Source organism: Streptomyces smaragdinus (genome assembly GCF_009604385.1).
Classification (GTDB): domain Bacteria; phylum Actinomycetota; class Actinomycetes; order Streptomycetales; family Streptomycetaceae; genus Streptomyces; species Streptomyces smaragdinus.
In genome coordinates this window covers 1-18,209 of sequence record NZ_WEGJ01000070.1, presented here as the reverse complement: position 1 = coordinate 18,209, position 18,209 = coordinate 1, and the positions used below count along the sequence as shown (strand labels likewise).

Genomic DNA, 18,209 nt, shown 5'->3' with positions numbered 1-18,209 from the left:
CCCCAAGCCCCCACCCCCCAAAGGAGCCCCGTGTACGTCGCCTTCACCGACCGATGGGGCGGCGTCAGCCGCCCGCCGTTCGATGAGCTCAACCTCGGCGGAGCCGTCGGCGACGACCCGGAAGCCGTACGCGAGAACCGCCGCCGCGCGGCGGAGAAGACCGGCCTCGACCCCGACCGCGTCGTCTGGATGAACCAGGTCCACGGCAACGACGTGGCCGAGATCACCGCCCCCTGGAAAGACCGCGAGGTCCCCCGCACCGACGGAGTCGTGACCCGCGAACCGGGCCTGGCCCTCGCGGTCCTGACCGCGGACTGCACGCCCGTGCTCCTCGCCGACGCCGACGCCGGCGTCATCGGCGCCGCCCACGCCGGCCGCCCCGGCCTCCTGGCCGGCGTCGTACCGGCGACCGTGGCCGCCATGCGGGCCCTCGGCGCCGACCCCGCCCGGATCACCGCCCACCTCGGCCCCGCCGTCTGCGGCGCCTGCTACGAGGTCCCCGAGGCGATGCGCGCGGAAGCGGCCGCGCAGATCCCCGAGTCCTACGCCACGACGACCTGGGGCACCCCCGCGATCGACATCGGCGCCGGGGTCACAGCCCAACTCACCGCCCTGGGTGTGGCAAGAATCACAAATTCCCCCGTATGCACACGGGAGTCGGCCGATCACTTCTCGTACCGGCGCGACAAGACCACCGGCCGCCTCGCGAGCTACATCTGGACGGATCCCCGATGACCGACGCCCGCGAAGCGGAACTGGCCGGGAACCTCGCCGCCGTCGAGGAGCGCATCGCCGCGGCCTGCGCTGCCGCCGGCCGTGCCCGCGACGAGGTGACGCTCGTCGTCGTCACCAAGACCTACCCCGCCAGTGACGTCCGCCACCTCGCCGGACTCGGCGTGAGGCACGTCGCCGAGAACCGAGACCAGGAGGCCGCGGGCAAGGCGAAGGAGACCGCCGACCTCGGCCTGGCCTGGCATTTCGTCGGCCAGCTCCAGACGAACAAGGTCCGCTCCGTCGCCGCGTACGCCGACGAGGTGCACTCCGTCGACCGCGTACGTCTCGTACACGCCCTCTCCGCCGCCGCCGTCCGGGAGGGTCGCGAGATCGGCTGCCTCCTCCAGGTGGCCCTCGACGCGGACGAGGAGCACGCGCGGGGGCGCGGCGGTGTCGCCCCCGCGCAAGTGGGGGAGTTGGCGGACGCCGTCGCGGCGGCGGACGGGCTGCGGCTCGACGGGCTGATGACGGTGGCGCCGCTGGCGGGGCATTATGCGGGACGCCAACGCGCGGCGTTCGAGAGGCTGATGGAAATCTCATCCGGCCTGCGCGCGACGCATCCGGCTGCGAACATGGTCTCCGCAGGCATGAGCTCGGACCTCGAGGATGCCGTGGCCGCCGGAGCGACACATGTACGCGTCGGCACTGCGGTACTCGGCGTCCGGCCGAAGCTCCGGTAACGTCGCGAAGCAAGTCGGACCACAGCAGAAAATATGGTCAATCCGGTTCATACCGGACAGTGCGGACAGGCGGAAAGCCGGAGTGGATCACGTGCACTGGCGGCAGTACACGCAGCGGGGATCCACCACAGAGCGGAGGACGTAGAGCATGGCCGGCGCAATGCGCAAGATGGCGGTCTACCTCGGCCTCGTGGAGGACGATGGATACGACGGGCCGGGATTCGACCCGGACGACGAGTTCGAGCCGGAGCCCGAGCCCGAGCGTTCCCGGCGGCAGCCGCACCAGCAGCAACCGGTCGTCGCGGACGAACCGGTACGAATGGCACCTCCCCCGGCACGGCGGGAGCGTCCGGCGGTAACGTCGGAAAGCCCCCGAGCGGGGAGCATCCTGCCCGAAGGTGGTCGTAACGGACGCATCGCTCCCGTGTCTTCCATCACACCTGAACGTCAGAGCATGGAGAAGAGCGCCCCCGTGATCATGCCCAAGGTCGTCTCCGAGCGGGAGCCCTACCGGATCACCACACTGCACCCCCGGACGTACAACGAAGCCCGTACTATCGGGGAACACTTCCGCGAGGGCACGCCGGTGATCATGAATCTGACGGAGATGGACGATACGGACGCGAAGCGACTTGTCGACTTCGCCGCCGGACTCGTCTTCGGCCTGCACGGGAGCATCGAGCGGGTGACTCAGAAGGTTTTCCTGTTGTCTCCTGCTAACGTCGATGTAACGGCGGAGGACAAGGCCCGCATCGCAGAGGGCGGGTTCTTCAACCAAAGCTGAACGACAGACGCAACACTGGGATCCGATACGGCCGTGAGGCCGGACGCGAAGGGGAGAGGTAAGCAGCGAGATGGACATCGTGCTTCAGGTGATCCTGATTGCTCTCTACTGTTTCCTCGGCGTGTTGATCTTCCGGCTGGTCATGGACTACGTGTTCATGTTCGCCCGCTCATGGCAGCCTGGTAAGGCCATGGTGGTGTTGCTGGAGGGCACCTACACGGTCACCGATCCGCCACTCAAGCTGCTGCGGCGGTTCATCCCGCCGCTCCGTCTAGGGGGCGTGGCGCTAGACCTGTCCTTCTTCGTACTGATGATCATCGTCTACATCCTGCTGAACGTGGTGGCGGGATTCAGGTGATGAGGTCTGCCGATATGCCGATGACTGAGGTGAAGAGATGCCGTTGACCCCCGAGGACGTGCGGAACAAGCAGTTCACGACCGTCCGCCTGCGTGAAGGCTATGACGAGGACGAGGTCGATGCCTTCCTCGACGAGGTCGAGGCCGAGCTGACCCGGCTGCTCCGCGAGAACGAGGACCTGCGCGCCAAGCTGGCCGCGGCGACCCGGGCCGCGGCGCAGAACCAGGGCATGCGCAAGCCTCCCGAGCCGCAGGACCAGCACCGTGGACCGGGTGGTCCGGTGCCCGCCGCCATATCGGGCCCGCAGCCGGTGCCGCCGCAGCAGATGGGCCCGCCCCAGCTGCCCGGCGCACCCCAGCTGCCCCCGGGTCCCGGCGGCCACGGCCCCGGCCCCATGCAGGGTCCCGGTCCGATGGGTCAGGGTCCCGGTCAGATGCAGGGCCCCGGTCAGCTCGGTCCCGGCCCCATGGGTCAGGGTCCGATGGGTCAGGGCCCCGGCCAGATGCAGGGCCCCGGTCAGATGCAGGGTCCCGGTCAGCTCGGTCCCGGTCCGATGGGTCAGGGTCCCGGTCCGATGCAGGGTCACGGTGGTCCCGGCCCGCAGCACATGCCGCCGCAGCAGCCCGTCGGCGGCGACTCCGCCGCGCGCGTGCTGTCGCTGGCCCAGCAGACTGCCGACCAGGCGATCGCCGAGGCCCGTGCCGAGGCCAACAAGATCGTCGGTGAGGCACGTTCGCGTGCCGAGGGTCTGGAGCGCGACGCGCGTGCCAAGGCCGACGCGCTGGAGCGGGACGCCCAGGAGAAGCACCGCGTGGCTATGGGCTCCCTGGAGTCCGCCCGGGCGACGCTCGAGCGCAAGGTCGAGGACCTGCGGGGCTTCGAGCGCGAGTACCGTACGCGACTGAAGTCCTACCTGGAGTCGCAGCTGCGTCAGCTGGAGTCCCAGTCGGACGACTCGCTCGCTCCGCCGCGGACGCCCGCCGCCGCCTCGCTGCCGCCGGCTCCCTCCCCGGCCCCGGCGCCGTCCATGGCTCCGGCCGGTGCGGCCGCCATGGGCTCCGGGCACGGGATGGGCCAGCCGCCCATGCCGACGCGGGGTGGTGCGCCGTCGTACGGGGGCCAGCAGCCCATGGCTCCCGCCATGACGCAGCCGATGGCTCCGGTCCGGCCTCAGGGCCCCGGTCCGATGCAGCAGCCGCCGTCCCCCATGCGGGGATTCCTGATCGACGAGGACGACAACTGACGGTTGTCTGACGCCTAAGGCGTCCTGGTCATACGGCAGAGGCCGGGCCCCGCGGGACTTCCCGCGGGGCCCGGCCTTTTTGCGTGAGGTCCTTCGGGCCGGTGCTCTTCGGCTGCGCCCTCTGGGGTGCTCGGCTCGTGCGGACAGGTTGCGCCGGCCCCCTCGCGGGGCGGGTGCTGTGCCTGGTCTTGCGTGCGGGTTGCGGCCCGGGCGCCCACCCCACAGGGGCCGGGGGCGCGCCCCCGGCCCCCGCGGTGGGCTACGCCTTCCGCAGCCGGAACGTCAGCCCCAGGGGCTCGTCCGCGAACGGCGCCCCGAACGCCTCGTCGCCCTCGCCGGCGGCGAAGTCCGTCGCCAGCACCTCGTCCGCGATCAGCGCCGCGTGGTCCTCCAGCGCCAGCGTGAGCTCGGCCGACGAGGACGCCCACCGCAGCTGGATCCGGTCCGCCACATCCAGGCCGGAGTTCTTCCGCGCCTCCTGGATCAGCCGGATCGCATCGCGCGCCAGCCCGGCCCGCCGCAGCTCCGGCGTCAGCTCCAGGTCCAGGGCCACCGTCGCGCCCTGGTCGGACGCCACCGACCAGCCCTCGCGCGGCGTCTCCGTGATGATGACCTCCTCCGGCGACAGCGTCACCGGCGAGCCGTCCACCTCGACCGACGTCTCCCCCGTGTCCCGCAGCTCCGCCGACAGCCGCGCCGCGTCCGCCGCGGCGACCGCCTTCGCGACCGCCTGCACGCCCTTGCCGAACCGCTTGCCCAGCGCCCGGAAGTTGGCCTTGGCCGAGGTGTCGACCAGCGACCCCCCGACCTCCGTGAGGGAGGCCAGGGACACGACGTTCAGCTCCTCCGTGATCTGCGCCCGCAGCTCGTCCCCGAGCGACGCGAAGCCCGAGGCCGCCACCAGCGCCCGCGACAGCGGCTGCCGGGTCTTGACCCCCGACTCCGCCCGCGACGCCCGGCCCAGCTCCACCAGCCGCCGTACGAGCGCCATCTGCCGCGACAGCCCCGCGTCGACCAGCGCGTCGTCGACCGCCGGCCACGACGCCAGATGCACGGACTCCGGCGCGTCCGGCGACACCGGCACCACCAGGTCCTGCCACACCCGCTCGGTGATGAACGGCACCAGCGGCGCCAGCAGCCGCGTCACGGTCTCCACGACCTCGTGCAGCGTGCGCAGCGCCGCCTTCTCGCCCGCCCAGAACCGGCGCCGCGAGCGGCGCACGTACCAGTTCGACAGATCGTCGACGAACGCCGACATCAGCTTCCCGGCACGCTGCGTGTCGTACGACTCCATCGCCTCGGTGACCTCGCCGACGAGCGTGTTCAGCTCGCCCAGCAGCCACCGGTCCAGCACCGGACGGTCGGCCGGCGCCGGATCGGCCGCGGACGGCGCCCAGTTCGACGTACGGGCGTACAGGGCCTGGAAGGCGACGGTGTTCCAGTACGTGAGCAGCGTCTTGCGCACGACCTCCTGGATCGTCCCGTGCCCGACCCGGCGCGCCGCCCACGGCGAGCCGCCGGCCGCCATGAACCAGCGCACCGCGTCCGCCCCGTGCCGGTCCATCAGCGGGATCGGCTGCAGGATGTTCCCCAGGTGCTTGGACATCTTGCGGCCGTCCTCGGCGAGGATGTGGCCCAGGCACACGACGTTCTCGTACGACGACTTGTCGAAGACGAGCGTGCCGATCGCCATCAGCGTGTAGAACCAGCCGCGCGTCTGGTCGATCGCCTCGCAGATGAACTGTGCCGGATAGCGGCTCTCGAAGAGCTCCTTGTTCCGGTACGGATAGCCCCACTGCGCGAACGGCATCGAACCCGAGTCGTACCAGGCGTCGATGACCTCCGGCACGCGCGTCGCCCTGGCGGAGCACTGCGGGCAGTCGAACGTGACCTCGTCGATGAACGGCCGGTGCGGGTCCAGGCCCGACTGGTCGGTGCCGGTGAGGTCGGAGAGCTCGGGCAGCGAGCCGACGCACGTCAGATGCCCCTCCTCGCAGCGCCAGACGGGCAGCGGGGTGCCCCAGTAGCGGTTGCGGGAGAGCGCCCAGTCGATGTTGTTGTTCAGCCAGTCGCCGTAGCGGCCGTACTTCACCGAGTCCGGGTACCAGTTGGTCTTCCCGTTCTCCCGCAGCAGCGCGTCCTTGACCTGCGTGGTGCGGATGTACCAGGACGGCTGCGCGTAGTAGAGCAGCGCCGTGTGGCAGCGCCAGCAGTGCGGGTAGCTGTGCTCGTACGGGACGTGCCGGAAGAGGAGCCCGCGCGCGCCGAGGTCGGCGGTCAGGGCCTCGTCCGCCTTCTTGAAGAACTGGCCGCCGACGAGCGGCAGATCCGCCTCGAACGTGCCGTCGGGGCGCACCGGGTTGACGACCGGCAGGCCGTACGCCCGGCAGGTGCGCAGGTCGTCCTCGCCGAAGGCGGGGGACTGGTGGACCAGACCCGTGCCGTCCTCCGTCGTGACGTAGTCGGCGTTCACCACGTAGTGCGCGTTCTCGATCTCCACCAGCTCGAAGGGGCGCCGGTACGTCCAGCGCTCCATCTCGCGCCCGGTGAAGCTCTGCCCGGTCGCCTCCCAGCCCTCACCGAGGGCCTTGGCCAGCAGCGGCTCGGCGACGACCAGCTTCTCGTCGCCGTCGGTGGCCACCACGTACGTGACGTCCGGGTGCGCGGCGACGGCCGTGTTGGACACCAGGGTCCACGGAGTCGTCGTCCACACCAGCAGGGCCGCCTCGCCGGCCAGGGGGCCGGAGGTGAGGGGGAGGCGTACGTACACCGACGGGTCGACGACCGTCTCGTACCCCTGCGCCAGCTCGTGGTCCGACAGGCCCGTGCCGCAGCGGGGGCACCAGGGGGCGACGCGGTGGTCCTGGACGAGGAGGCCCTTGTCGAAGATCTGCTTGAGCGACCACCAGACGGACTCGACGTACTGCGGGTCCATCGTCCGGTACGCGTCGTCGAGGTCGACCCAGTAGCCCATCCGCCGGGTGAGCTCCGCGAACGCGTCCGTGTGCCGGGTCACCGACGCGCGGCACTTCTCGTTGAACTCCGCGATGCCGTACGCCTCGATGTCCTGCTTGCCGGTGAAGCCCAGCTCCTTCTCCACGGCCAGCTCGACCGGGAGGCCGTGGCAGTCCCAGCCGGCCTTGCGGGCCACGTGGTACCCGCGCATCGTGCGGTAGCGGGGGAAGACGTCCTTGAAGACGCGGGCCTCGATGTGGTGGGCGCCGGGCATGCCGTTCGCGGTGGGCGGGCCCTCGTAGAAGACCCACTCGGGGCGGCCCTGGGACTGCTCCAGGGTCTTGTCGAAGATCTTCTGATCGGCCCAGAAGTCCAGGACGGCGTGCTCCAGGGCGGGCAGGTCGACCTGGGCGGGGACCTGGCGGTACGCGGGTGGCTGGCTGGTCATCGCGGTGCTTCCTCCGGGCGCGGGCTGCTTTCCGTCGTCCGGAGGGACGAGAGCCTTCGCTCCCGCGGTACCACCCTCCTTGGCGGCCGGCCGACTCGGCCGTCCGCCCCCTCATTGGGGTCGCGCTGCCGGGTCTACTCGCCCGCGGGGGGCTTTCTGCCGGCGGCTCCGGGGTGATCTTCGCGTCGCGCTGACCCCCGGGCTCGCACCGTCCCCGGGTCGCTCCTGGCCGCGGACGACGCTACTCGTCCCCATCCACACCTTTCGCTGCCCGTCAGTCTACGGCCCCGCGCCGACGGCCGCCGACCGGATTACGGGCGGGGCGCGGCGGTGACGTAGGCGCGCTCCGTCGAACGGCCTACACCGACGGCGTTGGGCCGTACGTGGCGGAATACCCGGCCGCCTTGTGGGCACAACGAGGGGAGACCGTTTCGCCATGGCGTGCCCTGTTGCCGCGACGTCTGTGTCGATTTATCGTTCCGGCACCATTCGGCGCATGATCACAGTGCGTGCGGATCACACGATGTGAAGGGGCCGCGGCCATGGTGGCGGAGAAGTCCACGGGCAAGAAGACGGCCCCGGCGAAGAAGGCGCCGGCCAAGAAGACGGCGTCGGCCAAGAAGAAGACGGCGGCCGAGAAGAAGACGGCGGCCGCCGGGAAGGCCGCGCCGGCGAAGAAGGCGAAGAAGAGCACGGCGAAGTCCGCCGCGAGGAAGAAGACCGCTTCGGCGAAGACGACGGGAGCCAGCAAGGTGGTCGCGAAGAAGAGTCCTGCGGTCGAGGAGGGCCCGGCCGGTGTGCCGGGGACACGCGTCGCGGACGCGCCGGGAGAGCTCGCCGTACGGCCGGGCGAGGACCCGTGGACGGCCGCGGAGATCGCGGAGGCCCGGCAGGGGCTGGAGGACGAGGCCGTACGGCTGCGGGCGGAGATCGCCGCCGCGGACGAGGCCATCACCGGCCTGATGCGCGACGGCGGCGCGGGCGCCGGCGACGACCAGGCCGACACCGGGACGAAGAACATCGAACGCGAGCACGGCCTCGCCCTGGCCGCGGGCGCGCGGGAGCGGCTGCAGCAGACGGAGCGGGCCCTGGAACGCCTGGAGGCGGGCACGTACGGGCTCTGCGAGTCCTGCGGCAAGCCCATCGGCAAGGCCAGGATGCAGGCGTTCCCCCGGGCGACCCTGTGCGTCGAGTGCAAGCAGCGCCAGGAGCGCCGCTGAGCCCGTGCCCGTCCGGGGCCAGGTCCGGCGGGACCGGGCCCGGACGGGGACCTCGCTGCGGCGCCGGGTGACGTACCCTCGTCCCAGTCGGCGTAGGGGAAGGACATTCGTGACCGAGGCGGAGCGCATCAGCAAAGACGCTGGCGAGCGTGCGGAAGACGAGACGGCGGAGCCCGCGGAGGCGGCCGGGCACGGCCCGCGCCGGATCGGCGTGCTCCTGGGCGTGGCCGCGATCGTCTATGCCCTGGACCTGATCAGCAAGCTGATCGTGGTCGCGAAGCTGGAGCCGGACCACCGTACGGTCGAGGTCCTCGGCGATCTGCTGAAGCTCCAGGTGGTACGGAACGCCGGCGCCGCCTTCGGCATCGGCGAGTCCATGACCATCGTCTTCACCATCATCGCGGCGATCGTGATCGTCGTCATCGCCCGGCTGGCCCGCCGGCTGTACAGCCTGCCCTGGGCCATCGCGCTCGGTCTGCTGCTCGGCGGCCCGCTGGGGAACCTCACGGACCGGCTCTTCCGGTCCCCGGGCTTCCCCGAGGGGCATGTGGTCGACTTCATCGCGCCCACCCACTTCGCCGTGTTCAACCTCGCCGACTCGGCGATCGTCTGCGGCGGCATCCTGATCGTGCTGCTGTCCTTCCGCGGCCTCGACCCGGACGGTACCGTCCACAAGGACTGACCCGGACGGAGCGGCCCCCGCGGGCTGGGATACTCGACGGGTGAGTACTTTTCCCGAGGTCCGTACCCTGCCCGTGCCCGACGGCCTGGAGGGCGAGCGGCTGGACGCCGCCCTCGCCCGTATGTTCGGGTTCTCCCGGACGAAGGCCGCCGAGCTGGCCTCCGGCGGCAAGGTGCGGATCGACGGGGCCGAGGCCATGAAGTCCGACCGGGTCACCGCCGGCGCCTGGCTCGAGGTCGAGATGCCCGCGCCGCCCCGTCCCGTCGAGATCGTCGCCGAGCCCGTGCCGGGCATGACGGTCGTGTACGAGGACGATCACGTCGTCGTCATCGACAAGCCCGTCGGCGTCGCCGCCCACCCCAGCCCCGGCTGGACCGGCACCACCGTGATCGGCGGGCTGGCCGCCGCCGGCTACCGGATCTCCACCTCCGGCGCCGCCGAGCGCCAGGGCATCGTGCACCGGCTGGACGTCGGCACCTCGGGGCTGATGGTCGTGGCCAAGTCCGAGCGGGCGTACACGCTGCTCAAGCAGCAGTTCCGGGAGCGGACGGTCGACAAGACGTACCACGCCCTGGTGCAGGGCCACCCCGACCCGCTGAGCGGCACCATCGACGCCCCCATCGGCCGCCACCCGGTGCACGACTACAAGTGGGCCGTCACCGCCGACGGCAAGCCGTCCGTCACGCACTACGACCTGATCGAGGCGTTCCGCTCCGCCAGCCTCCTCGACATCAAGCTGGAGACCGGCCGCACCCACCAGATCCGGGTCCACATGTCGACCGTCAAGCACCCCTGCGCCGGCGATCTGACGTACGGCGCCGACCCGACGCTCGCCAAGCGGCTGAAGCTCACCCGGCAGTGGCTGCACGCCGTGCGGCTGGGCTTCGAGCACCCGGAGGACGGACGCCGGGTGGAGTTCGAGTCCGGGTACCCGGATGATCTGCAGTACGCGCTCGACACGGTGCGGGCGGAGAGCGCCTGATCCGATGACCCGGGGAAGGACGTGTGGATCAACTAGCGCTGTTCTTCCTGCTCCTCCTCGGGACGATCGTCACCGTCCCGCTCGGTGACCGGCTCGGGCTGCCCGCGCCGGTCCTGATGACGATCCTGGGCGGGCTCGGGGCGATGGCGCCGTTCGTACCGGCCGTCGACGTCCCGCCGGAGTTCATCCTGCCGCTGGTGCTGCCGCCGCTGCTCTACTCGGCGGTGCAGCGGACCTCGTGGCGGCAGTTCACCGCCAATATGCGGCCCATCATGCTGCTCGCGGTGGCACTGGTGTTCGTCACCACCGCCGCCGTGGCCGCCGTGGCGCACGCCATCGTCCCCGGGCTGCCGGTGGCCGCCGCGGTGGCGCTGGGCGCGCTCGTCGCCCCGCCCGACCCGGTGGCCGCCACCGCCGTCGCGGGGAAGCTGGGGCTGCCGCGGCGCATGGTGTCGATCCTGGAGGGCGAGGGGCTCTTCAACGACGTGACGGCCATCGTCGTCTACCACGTGGCCGTCGCCGCCGTCCTCACCGGCACCTTCTCCGTCGCCGGGGCGGGCCTGGCGCTGGTGCTGTCGGCGGTGGTCGCGCTGGCCGTGGGGCTGGCGGTGGGGTTCACCGCGAACAAGGCCATCGGGCGGCTCGACGATCCGACCCTGCAGATCGGGCTGACGCTCCTCGTCCCCTTTGTGGCCTATCTGATCGCGGAGGAGTTCGAAGGCTCCGGCGTACTCGCGGTGCTCGTGTGCGCCCTCTTCCTCGCCGAGTACGCCTCCGACGCCGACGACGTCTTCGGGCGGCTCGCCGCGCAGACCTTCTGGGAGGTCGTCGAGACCATCGTCACCGGGCTGGCGTTCGGCCTGATCGGGCTCGAGCTCTCGCTGCTCTTCGGCGCCGTACGGGACGACTGGTACCGGATGCTGGGCGCCGCGGCCACCGTGGTGGCCGTCGTCGTCGGCGTACGCCTGCTGTGGCTGCTGCCCGCGACCTGGGTGACCCGGTGGCTGCACGGGCGCGACGGGGCGCACGACGAGGCCGAGGAGATCCCCGTGAGCTGGCGGGAGACCGTCGTCATGTGGTGGTCCGGCATGCGCGGCGTGGCGACCGTCGCGCTGGCCGTGGCGCTGCCGCTGACCCTGGACGACGGGAAGCCGTTCCCGGGGCGGGACTGGATGCTGTTCATCGCTTTCGCCGTGGTGCTGAGCACTCTCGTGGTGCAGGGCCTGACGCTGCCGTGGCTGGTCGGCCGGCTCGGGGTGACGGCCGACAGCGCCGCCGAACGCGACCTCGAGCGGGAGCTGGCGCTGCGGGTGACCGCCGCCGCCAAACGCCGGCTCAAGGAGATCTCCGAGGCCGAGGACATGGCCGACGACGCGTACGAGCTGCTGCACCGCAGGGCCGTGGAGATGGGCGTACGGATCAGCCCGGACATCGTCGACGAGGAGCGGCGCGAGCACCACCGCGAGCGCCTCCAGTGGGCCAAACGCGCGCAGTCCGTGCACGCCGAGATGCTCTCCGCCGCCCGCCACGAGGTCCTCGACGCCCGCAGCGAACCGGGCGCCGACCCGGAGGTCGTGGACCGCGTGCTGCGTCAGCTGGACGTACGAAGCCTGCGGGGAGGCGGCTGAGCCCGCCCCGGGCGCCCCCGGTGCCACCGGCGCACGACCGTCCGCCCCCATGTCCGGAACCAGGCGTTCAAATTCACGCCCACGGGGAATGGAGGGGCCAACGAGGCGCCGGACCAGCGTTGAGGGGGAGCCATGACGTACAACACCGGGGACCCGCCCGACGACATAGACCTGACGCCCGCCGAGCTCGGGATGTGGCAGGCGTTCCGCAACGGCTCCATGTACGACCTGCGCTCACGCGACCCGGCCCGCAACGACCCCGCGGGGCTGCACGCCTGGGGGCCGGAGCGCAGCATCCGGGCCCGGGTGCTCGCCCTGCTGCTGCTGGACGGCCCGCCGCCGTTACGCGGCCGGGTGTCGTCCCTGAAGCTCAACGGCGTGCACGTCACCGGGACCCTCGACCTGTCCGGCGGCGAGGTCAAACCGTACGTCGAGCTGCGCAACTGCCGGTTCGAGAGCGAGGTGCTCGTGCCCGAGTGCCAGTTCACGACCCTGCGCATGGTCGGCTGCGCCATCCCCCGCCTCGAGGCCGCCCGCATCCACACCGAGGGCGATCTGCACCTCCCGCGCTGCACCGTCGACGGCGGCATCCGGCTCACCGACGCCCGCATCGGCACCGACCTGCTGCTCAGCCAGCTCACCGTCCGCCGCGACCGGCGCGGACGCGCCATCGCCGCCGACGGCATGCGGGTCGGCCAGGACCTCCAGGCCGAGCTCATCCAGGCGTACGGCGAGGTCAGCCTGCGCGGCGCCTCCATCGGCGCGTCCCTCACCCTCAACGGCGGCATCCTGCGCAACCCGTACGGCCGGCGCGCCCTGAACGCCCCCCAGCTGACCGTGGAGCGCTCCGTCCACATGACCTCCGCCTGGCGCCCCGGGATGGCGGCAGGCCGCACCACACCGCCGCACGGCACCCTCGTCGGCGGCGGCCCCACCGGCCCCACCGACCCCGTCCAGCCCTTCGAGTGCCACGGCGGGATGCGGCTGGACGACGGGCGGATAGGCGACGCCATCGACTTCGGCGACGCCCGCTTCGTCCTCGACCCCGACCAGGAGCTCTCCCTGCGCCGCCTCGCCACGCCCGAGCTGCGCTTCACCGGACGGCGCCCCGAGTACGGGCGGGTGGTGCTGTCCGGCGCCAAGGTCGTCAACCTGGTCGACCGCTCCGCCAGCTGGCCCGGCCCCGGCACGCTGGTCATGGCCGGCTTCAGCTACGAGCACCTCATCCCCGTCGGCCCCTTCCCCCTCGCCCACCGCCTCGCCTGGGTGGAGGCCGCCACCCCCGAGTACTCGCCCGAGCCGTACGAGAAACTCGCCGCCGTCCTGCGCCACGGCGGCGAGGACCACGCCGCCCGCCAGGTCCTCCTCGCCAAGCACCGCCGGCACCGCGAGACCCGCCCCCTCGCCGGGAAGATCTGGGGCTACGCCCAGGACTGGACGGTCGCCTACGGCTACCGGCCGACCCGCGCCGTGCTGTGGATCGCCGTGCTGTGGGCGCTCGGGTCCGTCTACTTCGCCGGCCACCGGCCGGAGGCTATCCGGCCCGGCGAGGGCCCGGCCTGGAATCCCGTGCTGTACGCCCTCGACCTGCTGCTGCCCGTCATCGACCTCGGGCAGGAGGACGCCTGGCAGCAGACCGGGCCCTACCAGTGGGCGGCGACGGTCCTGATCCTGGCCGGCTGGGTGCTCGCCACCACCGTCGCCGCGGGGGCGTCGCGGCTGCTGCGCAGACAGTGACACCGGCGGCGGTGCCGTCCCCCGGAACCGGGACGGCCACGACGTGCGGAGCAGGCCGCCGGGAGCCTTAGGATTCCGGGGTGACAACCGCCCGCCTACCGCTGTTTCCCTTGAACACGGTGCTCTTTCCTGGGCTCGTACTGCCGCTCAACGTCTTCGAGGAGCGGTACCGCGCCCTCATGCGGGACCTGCTCGAGCAGCAGGGCCCCGACGACCCGGCCCCGCGCCGCTTCGGCGTCGTCGCCATCCGCGACGGCCGCGAGGTCGCGCACTCCGAGCCGGGCCTGCCCGATCCCACGGCCGTCGTCGCCAAGGGGCCGGCGGCGGGCTTCGGGCCTGATCCCGTCAAGGCGTTCCACACCGTCGGCTGTACGGCCGACGCGGCGACGATCCGCGAGCGCGAGGACGGCGGGTTCGAGGTGCTGGCCACCGGGACGCAGCGGTTCGAGCTGCTGTCCGTGGACGCCTCCGGGCCGTATCTGGTGGGGGAGGTCTCCCTGCTGGAGGAGCGGGACGGCGTCGGCGCGGACGTGCTCGCGGGGGCCGTGCTGCGGGCGTTCCGCACGTACCAGAAGCGGCTGGCCGCCGCGCGGGAGCGCTCGCTCACGGCGGGGCAGGAGCTGCCGTCGGAGCCGTCGGTGCTGTCGTATCTGGTCGCCGCCGCGACCGTCGTCGACACGACGGCCAAGCAGCGGCTGCTCCAGCTCCCCGACACCGCCTCGCGGCTCGCGTCGGAGCTCAAGATGCTGCGCGCGGAGTCGGCGGTGATCCGCGCCCTGCCGTCGCTGCCGGCGGTCGAGCTGACGCGCCGTCCGACCTCGCTGAACTAACCGTGTGCGGCCCCCGCCGCTTGATCGGTACGCTCGCGGCCGTGGCCAAGAAGAGCAGGAAGCAGTCCGGCGGTACGCCCGCCACGGTCGCCCTCCAGCAGGCCGGCGTGGAGTTCACCGTGCACGCGTACGAGCACGACCCCGCCGTCGCCTCGTACGGCGAGGAGGCCGCGCAGGCGCTCGGCGTGGACCCCGGGCAGGTGTTCAAGACCCTCGTCACCGACGTCGACGGCACCCTGACGGTCGCCGTGGTGCCCGTCTCCGGGTCGCTGGACCTCAAGGCCCTCGCGGCGGCCGTGGGCGGCAAACGGGCCGCCATGGCCGACCCCGCGGCGGCGGAGCGCACCACGGGCTACGTCCGCGGCGGGATCTCCCCCCTCGGGCAGCGCAAACGCCTCCCCACCGTGCTGGACGCCTCCGCGTCGGGGCTGGAGACGGTATGTGTGTCGGCGGGCCGCCGCGGCCTCGAGGTCGAGCTGGCCCCGGCGGACCTCGCCGCGCTCACCGGCGCGGTACTGGCGCCGATCGCCCGGCCGTAGCTACGCCGGACGCCTTCCGTGGTTGGCCTTGCGGGTCCGCCACTTGCGCTTGCGGGTCTTCTTCGACATATCGAGGTAATACCGAAGCCCATGGGAGCCGTCCAGCCCCAGGGCCTGTCCGGGGTTCCCCGTCGCGCGCGGAGCGCGGACGACGGGGAACCCCGGACAGGCCCTTGCGCCGGGGGTGGGGGGTCGTCCGCGTACGAACGGCGACGGCGTACCCTCGTGACTCGTGAGCACAGGGACCGGCGGCGCCGGAGCGGCAGTCCGTACGCGGGCCGGTACGGCCTGTCGCGTGCGCGGACTCGTCAAGGCGTACCCGGGGCGCAGGGCCCGGCGCGGACGGGCCGGGACGCCCGGGGTGCGGGCCGTCGACGGGGTGAGCCTGGACGTGTACGAGGGCGAGATCTTCGGCCTCCTCGGGCCCAACGGCGCCGGCAAGTCCACCCTCGTGCGCCAGCTGACGGGGCTGCTGCGGCCCGACGCCGGCAGCATCGACCTCCTCGGCCACGACCTCGTCGCCCACCCCGAGCGCGCCTCCCGCCTGCTGGCCTACCTGGGCCAGGAGTCCACGGCCCTGGACGAGCTGACCGTCGCCCTCGCCGCCGAGACCACCGCCCGGCTGCGCGGCCTCGCGCCCGCCGCCGCGCGCCGCGAGCGCGACGACGTACTCGACGAGCTGGGCCTGACCGAACTGGCCGCCCGCCCCCTGAAGAAGCTCTCCGGCGGCCAGCGCCGGCTCGCCTGCGTGGCCGCCGCCCTCGCCGGACCGCGCCCCGTCCTCGTCCTGGACGAGCCGACCACCGCCATGGACCCCGTCGCCCGCCGCGCCGTCTGGGCCGCCGTGGACCGCCGCCGCGCCGACCACGGGGCGACCGTGCTGCTCGTCACCCACAACGTCCTCGAGGCGGAGACCGTCCTGGACCGCGTCGCCGTACTGGACCAGGGCCGGATCATCGCCTGCGACACCCCGGCCGGGCTCAAGGCCCTCGTCGCCGAGGAGGTGCGCGTCGAGCTCGTCTGGCGCCGGACCCCGCCCCTGCAGCTGCCGGAGGTCGCCGCCCTCGCGTCCGCCGCCCGGACCACGGGACGGCGCTGGACGCTGCGCCTGGGCGCCGACGAGGCCCGCGCCGCGGTCGCCGCCGTCACGGGCGGGCCCGCGTTCGCGGCGCTCGACGACTTCACCCTGGCGACGCCCAGCCTGGAGGACGTGTACCTGGCCCTCGGCGGGCGGACGGAGGGGCTGGTGAAGGGATGACGTCGCTCAGCCTGGAGGCGCCCCCCGGTACGCGCTCCGCCCCCGCCCCCCTGGCGCCGCGCGCCGGGCTGTGGCCCGCGCTGGGCGCCGTGTACCGGGCGCAGCTGTCGCGGGCCCGGGTGGCGCGGATCCCGCTGCTGTTCGTCGCCACCTTCCAGTCCGTCGGGATCATGGTCCTGATGCGCGGCGTCGTGGACGCCGGCAGCCCGGACGCCCGCGCCGTGGTGGCCGGCTCCACGGTGCTCGTCGTCGCGTTCGTCGCCCTCAACCTCCTCGCCCAGTACTTCGGCCAGCTCCGCGCCCACGGCGGCCTCGACCACTACGCCACGCTGCCCGTCCCGCCCGCCGCGGTGGTGCTGGGCGCCGCCGCCGCGTACGCCTCCTTCACCGTGCCCGGCACGGTGGTCACCGGGATCACCGGGGCCGTCCTCTTCGGGCTGCCCCTGGCCCAGCTGTGGGTGCTGGCGTTCGTCATCCCCCTGGCCGGAGCCGCCCTCGCGGGACTCGGCGCCGCTCTCGGGCTGCTCGCCCCCCGTCAGGAACTGGCCACGCTCGCCGGCCAGCTCGGCATGTCCGCCGCGCTGCTCCTCGGCGTGATCCCCGGCGCCTCGATGCCCGTGCCCGTGGCGATGCTGCGGGACCTGCTGCCCTCGACGTACGGCGTCGAGGCCCTGGCCCGTACCTTCGGACCGTCCCCCGACTGGGCCGTCGTGGCCGCCGACCTCGGGGTCTGCGCCGCCACCGGGGTGCTGGCGCTCGCCGCCGCCACCTGGGCCTACCGCCGGGCCGCGGTGCGGTGACGGAAGATCCGTACACCCGAACGACAGTCCTGACGGCGGCCCCGCGACGGGGCCCTGGCACCATGGCAGGGTGACAGCTCCGATGACGCCCCAGGACCAGCCCGCCGGCCCGTGGCAGCAGCCCTGGCCCGACGGACCCGACAAGCCCGTTCCGGAGGGCCGGGGGATGCGGTCGGAGCTGGTCGAGGCCGTGCTGCTGGCCCTCGCGGTGGCCGTGAGCGGGGCGCTGCTCGGGTTCCTGTGGGAGAAGCTGGCGACTCCGGTGCCGCTCGTCGCCCGGGACGGGAACGTCCTGCTGGCGGACTCGGAGGCGGAGCACGCCATCGCGATCGACGGTACGTTCGCGCTGCTGGCGCTCGGCATGGGCGCGCTGTGGGCGGCCGGGGTGTTCGTGTGGCGGCGGCGCGGCGGGGTGCCGCTGGTGCTGGCGCTGGCCCTCGGCGGGGTGCTGGGTGCCGTGGTGGCGTGGCAGCTGGGGGAGTGGATGGGCCCGACGGACGACATCGTCGCCGCGGCGAAGGCCGCCGGGGAGGGGCACACCTTCGGCGCCCCGCTGCGGCTCGGGGCGAAGACGGCGCTGCTGGCGTGGCCGGTGGGCGCGATGTTCGTCCACCTGGTGCTGACGGGGCTCTTTGGCCCGCGCGACCCGCAGCCGGTGCCGGTCGCGGCGGGGCCGTGGCAGGGCTGGGCGCCGCCGCAGTAGGCCGTCAGCCCTCGGCCGGGGCCGTCTCCACCGCCGTACGGACGTCGACCTCGCGCCAGAAGCCGGCGCGGATCGCGTAGCGGTCGTGCTCGTCGATCTGGTCGTCCTTGTGCGCCAGCAGGCCGAACCGGGCCGCGTACCGCAGGAGTTCGCCGTCGATCCGGTGCGGCACGCGCGGGTACTGGGCGGCGAGCAGCGGCAGATGCCCCTGGTCGCCCAGCCGCTCGATCCACCGGCGGGCGAACACCTGTCCGACCTCGTACGGATCGCCGCCGATCGCCGTGATGTCCTCCTCGCGGTCCGCCCACCGCTGCTCCGCCGAGGTCAGCTGCGCCAGCGTCGGCAGCGCGGAGGTCTCCGGCGGCTCGCCGCCCGGGCGCTCGACCCAGCCGCGGTCGGAGGACCAGCGCAGGGTCGCATTGGGCGGTGCCGTACGGGCCTCCGGCATGGCGGGCGCGGGGCGGCCCAGGCCCGCCAGGTCCTTGGGCGTGGGCATGCTCTTGGGGGTGGTCTGGTCCGGTGCCGGCGCCGCGCCGTTCTGTCCGGGGTCCGGGGCGTCGGACGGGGGCGGCTGCGGGGGCGGGGGCG

At 72.9% G+C, this 18,209-nt stretch carries 16 protein-coding genes and 1 pseudogene; 15 read left to right on the top strand and 2 right to left on the bottom strand.

Annotation, left to right across the window (positions count from 1 at the left end):
* The first annotated feature begins 30 nt into the window (after window positions 1–30).
* The 5 genes from pgeF (at window position 31) to SRB5_RS34905 (ending at window position 3,839) form a co-directional block, all read left to right on the top strand.
* Window positions 31–735 (top strand): peptidoglycan editing factor PgeF, encoded by a 705-nt coding sequence (gene pgeF / locus SRB5_RS34925; RefSeq protein WP_323379007.1) that lies wholly within the window; start codon window positions 31–33, stop codon window positions 733–735.
* The gene (locus SRB5_RS34920; RefSeq protein WP_153457744.1) at window positions 732–1,454 is read left to right on the top strand and encodes a YggS family pyridoxal phosphate-dependent enzyme; all 723 of its coding nucleotides are present in this window, start codon (window positions 732–734) and stop codon (window positions 1,452–1,454) included. The genes pgeF and SRB5_RS34920 overlap by 4 nt, the downstream gene beginning before the upstream one ends.
* Window positions 1,455–1,602: 148 nt before the next feature.
* Entirely contained in the window at window positions 1,603–2,238 is a 636-nt protein-coding gene (locus SRB5_RS34915; RefSeq protein ID WP_153457741.1) for a cell division protein SepF, read from the top strand.
* 70 nt (window positions 2,239–2,308) lie between these two features.
* Window positions 2,309–2,596 (top strand): YggT family protein, encoded by a 288-nt coding sequence (locus tag SRB5_RS34910; RefSeq protein ID WP_153457739.1) that lies wholly within the window; start codon window positions 2,309–2,311, stop codon window positions 2,594–2,596.
* A 37-nt stretch (window positions 2,597–2,633) separates the two neighbouring features.
* The gene (locus SRB5_RS34905) at window positions 2,634–3,839 is read left to right on the top strand and encodes a DivIVA domain-containing protein (protein ID WP_153457737.1); all 1,206 of its coding nucleotides are present in this window, start codon (window positions 2,634–2,636) and stop codon (window positions 3,837–3,839) included.
* Window positions 3,840–4,098: 259 nt separating this feature from the next.
* On the opposite strand, the gene ileS is transcribed toward SRB5_RS34905, so the two are convergent.
* Window positions 4,099–7,242, bottom strand: a complete 3,144-nt coding sequence (gene ileS / locus SRB5_RS34900) for an isoleucine--tRNA ligase (protein WP_153457736.1) — start codon at window positions 7,240–7,242, stop codon at window positions 4,099–4,101.
* A gap of 542 nt (window positions 7,243–7,784) precedes the next feature.
* On the opposite strand from ileS, the gene SRB5_RS34895 reads away from it, so the two are divergent.
* The 10 genes from SRB5_RS34895 to SRB5_RS34850 all read left to right on the top strand — a co-directional run bounded on the left by SRB5_RS34895 (window position 7,785) and on the right by SRB5_RS34850 (window position 17,621).
* Complete coding sequence (locus tag SRB5_RS34895; RefSeq protein ID WP_153457734.1) at window positions 7,785–8,462, top strand: TraR/DksA family transcriptional regulator; 678 nt, start codon at window positions 7,785–7,787, stop codon at window positions 8,460–8,462.
* Between the two features lie 109 nt (window positions 8,463–8,571).
* Window positions 8,572–9,144, top strand: coding sequence for a signal peptidase II (gene lspA / locus SRB5_RS34890; RefSeq protein WP_323379006.1), 573 nt, complete (start codon window positions 8,572–8,574; stop codon window positions 9,142–9,144).
* A gap of 40 nt (window positions 9,145–9,184) precedes the next feature.
* Window positions 9,185–10,126 carry an RluA family pseudouridine synthase gene (locus SRB5_RS34885; RefSeq protein ID WP_323379005.1) on the top strand — a complete coding sequence of 314 codons (942 nt, stop codon included), beginning with the start codon at window positions 9,185–9,187 and terminating at the stop codon, window positions 10,124–10,126.
* Between the two features lie 23 nt (window positions 10,127–10,149).
* Entirely contained in the window at window positions 10,150–11,754 is a 1,605-nt protein-coding gene (locus SRB5_RS34880; protein WP_323379004.1) for a Na+/H+ antiporter, read from the top strand.
* Window positions 11,755–11,886: 132 nt separating this feature from the next.
* Window positions 11,887–13,491 (top strand): oxidoreductase, encoded by a 1,605-nt coding sequence (locus SRB5_RS34875; RefSeq protein ID WP_153457733.1) that lies wholly within the window; start codon window positions 11,887–11,889, stop codon window positions 13,489–13,491.
* Window positions 13,492–13,571: 80 nt separating this feature from the next.
* Window positions 13,572–14,321: an LON peptidase substrate-binding domain-containing protein gene (locus SRB5_RS34870; protein ID WP_323379003.1), complete on the top strand. Its 750-nt coding sequence runs from the start codon at window positions 13,572–13,574 to the stop codon at window positions 14,319–14,321.
* 41 nt (window positions 14,322–14,362) lie between these two features.
* Window positions 14,363–14,860: a Cys-tRNA(Pro) deacylase gene (gene ybaK / locus SRB5_RS34865; RefSeq protein ID WP_323379002.1), complete on the top strand. Its 498-nt coding sequence runs from the start codon at window positions 14,363–14,365 to the stop codon at window positions 14,858–14,860.
* 232 nt (window positions 14,861–15,092) lie between these two features.
* Window positions 15,093–16,118, top strand: a complete 1,026-nt coding sequence (locus tag SRB5_RS34860) for an ABC transporter ATP-binding protein (RefSeq protein WP_323379001.1) — start codon at window positions 15,093–15,095, stop codon at window positions 16,116–16,118.
* A complete protein-coding gene (locus SRB5_RS34855; RefSeq protein WP_153457729.1) occupies window positions 16,115–16,918 on the top strand; it encodes an ABC transporter permease in 804 nt (267 codons plus the stop codon). Before SRB5_RS34860 ends, SRB5_RS34855 begins: the two co-directional genes overlap by 4 nt.
* Window positions 16,919–16,988: 70 nt before the next feature.
* Window positions 16,989–17,621: a DUF2567 domain-containing protein gene (locus tag SRB5_RS34850; RefSeq protein ID WP_323379000.1), complete on the top strand. Its 633-nt coding sequence runs from the start codon at window positions 16,989–16,991 to the stop codon at window positions 17,619–17,621.
* A gap of 4 nt (window positions 17,622–17,625) precedes the next feature.
* Here the strand turns inward: SRB5_RS34850 and SRB5_RS34845 are convergent.
* Window positions 17,626–18,209, bottom strand: a pseudogene (locus SRB5_RS34845) (NYN domain-containing protein); the annotation flags it as partial.